The following is a 6,138-nucleotide window of genomic DNA, read 5'->3' as shown; positions in this document are numbered from 1 at the left end:
GCCTTGGCCTTGGAGGCGTCCTGGTCCTGGCCACGGAACTTGTAGTTGGTGGTCAGGCTGACGTTGCCGGTGAGCTGGGCGCTGGCCAGCATGGGGAGCGCGGCCAGCAGGGCGACGGCGAGTACTTTGTGAGAGGCGGGATTCATGGCAACAATTGTGGAGAAAAAGACAAGAGCGCAAGCGTAGAAAAGCCCGCGTATAAAGTTCGCAAAAATTGCAGCCCATGCCGTAAATCTTGCGCAAGCCCGTGGATCTGGGGCGTTGTGGCAATGGCAAGATTGCTTGCATCTTCCATTTCAGTGTTGCAAGGGGTGCTGCGGTGTTGATCAATTGTGTTGTGTACGAGGACGGCACCAAGCTGGCCGACATCCCTGTCAGCGAGATCAGCGAGCACGTTTCGCTGCCAGGGTGTTTCGTGTGGGTGGCACTGCAGGATGCGACCCCGCAGGAGCTGGATGAACTGCAGGCCGAGTTCGGCCTGCACCCACTGGCGGTAGAAGATGCCCGGCATGGTCATCAGCGGCCCAAGGTCGAGGAGTACGCGTCCTCTCTCTTCGTGGTGCTGCACTTGCTCGAATCCAGCGGTGCTGCCGATCCGGTGTCACGGCCTGGTGAGCTCAATGTCTTTGTTGGCAAGAACTATGTGGTGTCGGTGCGCAACCGCAGTCCACGTGGATTTGTGGATGTGCGTGCGCGCTGCGAGCAGGAACCCGAGCTGTTGCGCAATGGGCCGGGCTTCGTGCTGTACGCACTCATGGATGCGGTGGTGGACCGCTATTTCCCGGTCATCGATGCGCTGGAGGTGGAGCTGGAAACCATCGAGCAGCAGATCTTTACGCAGGGCGCTGCGCGAGCCAGCATCCGGCGGCTGTACGAACTCAAACAGCGCCTCACGGTGCTCAAGCATGCGGTGGCCCCGTTGCTGGAAGGGGCGGCCAAGCTGCATGGCGGGCGTGTTCCGCAGATCTGCATGGGCTCGCAGGAGTACTTTCGTGACGTGGTGGACCACCTGAGCCGGATCAACACCTCGATAGATTCCATTCGCGACACGATCGGCACCGCCATCCACGTCAACCTCTCCATGGTCACCATCGAGGACGGAGAGGTCGTCAAGCGCCTGGCCGCATGGGCCAGCCTGTTTGCCGTGTGCACGGCGTTTGCGGGCATCTGGGGCATGAACTTTGACAGCATGCCCGAGCTGAAATGGCGCTATGGCTACGCGGCTGCGCTCGCGCTCATCGCCAGCACCTGTGGCTATCTGTACTACCGCTTTCGCAAGGCGGGCTGGTTGTAGACCCGTCTGCGATCCGCCGACCGGGCAGGCATTTTTACGCCATTTTTACGGCGCGCTCCATAACCTGTGCACACTTTTTACGGCCACCTTCTGAGAATCAAACATACGTTTTGATGCAGGAGTTGTCGATGGACGTGTTATGGATTGCCGCGCTGGCGGCGTTGTGGGTGGTCATGGCTGAGGCCGTGGTTTTGCTGGGCAAGTTCGGCCCGGCCAAGGGGGAGCGTTCATGATCGGCATGGAAATGCTCTACGGCTTTGGCGCCATCGTGGCCTTGGTGCTGCTGGCCTACCTGGTCTTTGCGCTGATCTGCGCGGAGGAGTTCTGAGATGGATACCTCTGCCTGGAGCCTGCTGGGGCTCTTCCTGATCGTGCTGGGCGTGCTGGCGTGGCCGCTCGGCAAATGGCTGGCTGCAGTCTGTGATGGCCGCCTGCCAAGGTGGATGCATGCCATCGAAAAACCTTTGTACCAACTGGCCGGGGTCGCGCCGGAACAGATGATGCACTGGCGCAGCTATGCGCTGGCGCTGCTGGCTTTCAATGCCATCGGCGCTTTTGCGGTGTATGGCCTGCAGCGTTTGCAGCACCTGCTGCCGCTCAATCCGCAGGGCATGGCCGCAGTGTCGGGCGATTCTTCGTTCAACACCGCCATCAGCTTTGTCTCCAACACCAACTGGCAGGGCTATGGCGGCGAGTCCACCATGAGCTACCTCACGCAGATGCTGGGCCTGTCGGTGCAGAACTTCTTCTCGGCGGCCACCGGCATCGCCGTGGCGTTTGCGCTGGCGCGCGGCTTTGCAGCGCGCAGCACCGATGGCCAAGGCTTTGTGGGCAACTTCTGGGCCGATGTCACGCGCATCACGGCCTGGGTGCTGATGCCCATCGCGTTCGTGATTTCCATCGTGCTGGTCGGGCAGGGCGTGATCCAGAACTTTGACGCCTACAAGGATGTGGCGACGCTGGAGACAACGTCCTATGAAGTGCCCAAGCTCGACGCATCGGGCCAGCCGGTGGTGGGCAGCGATGGCGCGCCAGTGATGGAAGCCAGGACAAGCAACACCCAGACCCTGGCCATGGGCCCGGTGGCATCCCAGGAAGCCATCAAGATGCTGGGCACCAACGGCGGTGGCTTTTTCAATGCCAACTCCGCCCATCCCTATGAGAACCCGACGGCCCTGACCAACTTCGTGCAGATGCTGGCGATTTTCCTGATTCCCGCCGCGCTGTGTTTTGCGTTTGGCCGCGTTGTGGGCGACCAGCGCCAGGGGTTTGCGATCCTGGCGGCCATGACGGTGATGTTCGTGGTGGCCGTGATCGCTGTGGTTTCCGCCGAGAAAGTCGGCAATCCGCAATGGGTGGGGCTGGGCGTGGAGCAAACCGCCAGCGCCCTGCAAGCGGGCGGCAACATGGAAGGCAAGGAGGTGCGGTTCGGCATCAATGCGTCGGCACTGTTCGCTGCCGTGACCACTGCCGCCTCATGCGGTGCCGTGAACGCCATGCACGACTCCTTCACGCCCCTGGGCGGCATGGTGCCGCTGGTGCTGATGCAGCTGGGCGAAGTGGTGTTTGGTGGCGTGGGCACGGGTCTCTACGGCATGCTGGTGTTTGCCATCCTCGCCGTCTTCATGGCGGGCCTCATGATTGGCCGCACGCCGGAGTACCTGGGCAAGAAGATCGAGGTGCGTGAGATGAAGCTCACCTCGGCGGCCATCCTGGTCACGCCCATTCTGGTGCTGGTGGGCACGGCGATTGCCGTGGCCACGGACGCGGGCAGGGCGGGCATCGCCAACCCGGGTGCGCATGGGTTCTCTGAAATTCTGTATGCGCTGACGTCTGCCGCCAACAACAACGGCAGCGCCTTTGCGGGCCTGTCGGCCAACACGCCGTTCTACAACGTGCTGCTGGGGCTCGCGATGTGGCTGGGCCGTTTCGGCGTGATCGTGCCGGTGCTGGCCATTGCGGGTTCGCTGGCGGCCAAGAAGCGCTTGCCAGTCACGGCGGGCACCATGCCCACACACGGTCCCTTGTTTGTCACGCTGCTGATCGGCACCGTGCTGCTGGTGGGTCTTCTCAATTACGTGCCCTCCCTGGCCCTGGGTCCGATGGTGGAGCACCTGATGCTCCGGGTTCAGTGAGGTATGGCAATGACCAAGAAAAAAACTTCTTCCGTTTCGCTGCTGGATGCAGCGTTGATCAAGACCGCGCTCTGGGGCGCGCTGGCCAAGCTCAGTCCGTTGGTGCAGTGGCGCAACCCGGTGATGTTCATCGTGTACATCGGCAGCATCTTCACCACGCTGCTGTGGCTGCATGCACTCAATGCGCCTGAGGATGCGAGCATGCGCCCGGCGTTCGTGCTGGCCATCACGGTCTGGCTGTGGTTCACCGTGCTGTTTGCCAATTTTGCCGAAGCGCTGGCGGAAGGGCGCAGCAAGGCGCAAGCCGCCTCGCTGCGCGGGCTGCGCAAGGAAACCTGGGCCAAGAAGCTCAAGGAGCCTGTGCACGGTGCTGCGTTCTTGCCCGAGCTGGCCACCAACCTGCGCCGGGGCGACGTGGTGCTGGTGGAGGCTGGCGATGTGATCCCGCTGGACGGCGAGGTGATCGAGGGCGTGGCCTCGGTGGACGAGAGCGCCATCACCGGCGAATCGGCCCCCGTGGTGCGTGAGTCCGGTGGCGATTTTTCTGCCGTGACCGGCGGCACCCGGGTGTTGTCCGACTGGCTGGTGGTGCGCGTGGCGGTGAACCCGGGCGAGTCGTTCCTCGACCGCATGATCGGCATGGTGGAAGCCGCCAAGCGCCAGAAGACGCCCAACGAGATCGCGCTGACCATTTTGCTCGTGGCGCTGACCATCGTGTTCCTGGTCGTTACCGTGACCCTGCTGCCGTTTTCGATCTTCAGCGTGCAGGCGTCGGGCGCGGGCACTGTGGTTTCGCTGACCGCGCTGGTGGCCCTGCTGGTGTGCCTGATCCCCACCACCATTGGCGGCCTGCTGTCCGCCGTGGGGGTGGCTGGCATGAGCCGCATGATGCAGGCCAATGTGATCGCCACCTCGGGCCGGGCCGTGGAGGCCGCAGGCGACGTGGACGTGCTGCTGCTGGACAAGACCGGCACCATCACCCACGGCAACCGCCAGGCCAGCGCATTTCTGCCTGCGCCGGGTGTGTCCAAGGAGCGCCTTGCGCGCGCCGCCTTGCTGGCGTCGCTGGCAGATGAAACGCCGGAAGGCCGCAGCATTGTGGAGCTGGCCCGCCGCGCTGGCGTGGATGGACAGAACCCGCAGGGCGTCACGCTGGTGCCCTTCACAGCCCAGACCCGCATGAGCGGCGTGGACCTGCCCGCAGCCGAGGGGCAGCCGGAATCTGCTCTCACCATGCTGCGCAAGGGGGCCGTGCTGGCACTGGCCAAGCATGTGGAAGCCCTGGGCGGCAAGATGCCCCAGGATGTCATGAGCGCTGCCGACCAGGTGGCCCTGCGCGGCAGCACGCCCCTGGCGGTGGCCGAGGGCAGCCATGTGCTGGGCATCGTCGAGCTCAAGGACATCGTCAAGGCGGGCATCAAGGAGCGCTTCATCGAGCTGCGCCGCATGGGCATCAAGACCGTGATGATCACCGGCGACAACAAGCTCACGGCAGCGGCCATCGCGGCCGAGGCGGGGGTGGACGACTTCCTGGCCGAAGCCACGCCCGAAGACAAGCTGGAGCTGATCCGCAAGTACCAGGCCGAAGGCCGCCTGGTCGCCATGACCGGCGACGGCACCAACGACGCCCCCGCGCTGGCCCAGGCCGACGTGGCCGTGGCCATGGGCAGCGGCACGCAGGCCGCCAAGGAGGCGGGCAACATGGTGGACCTGGACTCCAACCCCACCAAGCTGCTGGAAGTGGTGGAGACCGGCAAGGCGCTCTTGATGACACGCGGCTCGCTCACCACCTTTTCCATCGCGAACGATGTGGCGAAATACTTCGCCATCGTGCCGGCCATCTTCGTGTCCACCTACCCGCAGCTGTCCGCGCTCAACGTCATGCAGCTGGCAAGTCCGTCGTCCGCCATCCTGTCGGCCGTGATCTTCAATGCGCTGGTGATCGTGTTCCTGATTCCCCTGGCACTGCGCGGCGTGCGCTACCGCCCGGTGGGTGCGGCGGCGCTGCTGCGTCGCAACCTGGCCATCTATGGGCTGGGCGGGCTCTTGGTGCCGTTTGTGGGCATCAAGCTGATTGACTGGATACTGGTGGCCGTCGGGCTGATCTGAGGAGATTCTGATGAAAAACATTCTTCGCCCCGCGCTGGTGCTGTTTGCCTTGTTGAGCGTGCTGACCGGGCTGCTCTATCCGCTGGCGGTGACGGGCGCCGCCCAGGCGGTGTTCCCCCAGCAGGCAGCGGGCAGCCTGGTGCAGCGCAATGGCCAGACCGTCGGTTCGTCGCTGATCGGCCAGAACTTTTCAGACCCCGGGCATTTCTGGGGCCGCCCATCGGCCACGGCACCCATGCCGTACAACGCGGCGGCGTCCAGCGGTTCCAACCAGGGGCCGCTCAATCCGGCGCTGACCGATGCCGTGAAGGCGCGCGTACAAGCCCTGCGCGCGGCCGACCCCGGCAACACGGCCCCCGTGCCGGTGGATCTGGTCACGGCCTCGGCCAGTGGCCTGGACCCCCACATCAGCCTGGCTGCGGCGCAGTACCAGGCAGGGCGCGTGGCGCGGGCTCGCAGCCTGCCGGTGGCCAGCGTGAATGCCGTGATTGGCAAGCACGCGGAGCAGCCGCTGTGGGGGCTGCTGGGCGAACCCCGGGTGAACGTGCTGGCGCTGAACCTGGCGCTCGACGGCTTGCGCTGACATGCGTGACATGCTCT

General features: G+C 64.3%; 5 protein-coding genes. All 5 read left to right on the top strand.

The features are described 5' to 3' along the window. Positions 1-319: 319 nt before the first annotated feature. The 5 genes from ACIGHN_RS13755 to kdpC all read left to right on the top strand — a co-directional run bounded on the left by ACIGHN_RS13755 (position 320) and on the right by kdpC (position 6,121). Complete coding sequence (locus ACIGHN_RS13755; protein WP_396504816.1) at positions 320-1,294, top strand: magnesium and cobalt transport protein CorA; 975 nt, start codon at positions 320-322, stop codon at positions 1,292-1,294. A gap of 229 nt (positions 1,295-1,523) precedes the next feature. Next, the gene (locus tag ACIGHN_RS13750) at positions 1,524-1,622 is read left to right on the top strand and encodes a potassium-transporting ATPase subunit F (RefSeq protein ID WP_056414695.1); all 99 of its coding nucleotides are present in this window, start codon (positions 1,524-1,526) and stop codon (positions 1,620-1,622) included. Between the two features lies 1 nt (position 1,623). After that, on the top strand, positions 1,624-3,429 hold the full coding sequence (kdpA, locus tag ACIGHN_RS13745) for a potassium-transporting ATPase subunit KdpA (protein WP_396504815.1): 1,806 nt from the start codon (positions 1,624-1,626) through the stop codon (positions 3,427-3,429). Between the two features lie 9 nt (positions 3,430-3,438). Continuing rightward, positions 3,439-5,538 (top strand): potassium-transporting ATPase subunit KdpB, encoded by a 2,100-nt coding sequence (gene kdpB, locus ACIGHN_RS13740; RefSeq protein WP_056414699.1) that lies wholly within the window; start codon positions 3,439-3,441, stop codon positions 5,536-5,538. Between the two features lie 10 nt (positions 5,539-5,548). Then, a complete protein-coding gene (kdpC, locus tag ACIGHN_RS13735; protein ID WP_056414702.1) occupies positions 5,549-6,121 on the top strand; it encodes a potassium-transporting ATPase subunit KdpC in 573 nt (190 codons plus the stop codon). Positions 6,122-6,138: the final 17 nt, after the last annotated feature.

The sequence above is a fragment of the Acidovorax sp. NPDC077693 genome (assembly GCF_044542805.1).
GTDB lineage: Bacteria > Pseudomonadota > Gammaproteobacteria > Burkholderiales > Burkholderiaceae_C > Acidovorax.
The sequence above is the reverse complement of the archived record's forward strand: the minus strand, read 5'-3'. Positions and strand labels throughout refer to the sequence as shown.

Bases quoted from the DNA above. Each gene is read 5' to 3' on its own strand.
- ACIGHN_RS13750 (WP_056414695.1), top strand. From the start codon at position 1,524: ATGATCGGCATGGAAATGCTCTACGGCTTTGGCGCCATCGTGGCCTTG.
- kdpB (WP_056414699.1), top strand. From the start codon at position 3,439: ATGACCAAGAAAAAAACTTCTTCCGTTTCGCTGCTGGATGCAGCGTTG.
- kdpC (WP_056414702.1), top strand. From the start codon at position 5,549: ATGAAAAACATTCTTCGCCCCGCGCTGGTGCTGTTTGCCTTGTTGAGC.
- kdpA (WP_396504815.1), top strand. From the start codon at position 1,624: ATGGATACCTCTGCCTGGAGCCTGCTGGGGCTCTTCCTGATCGTGCTG.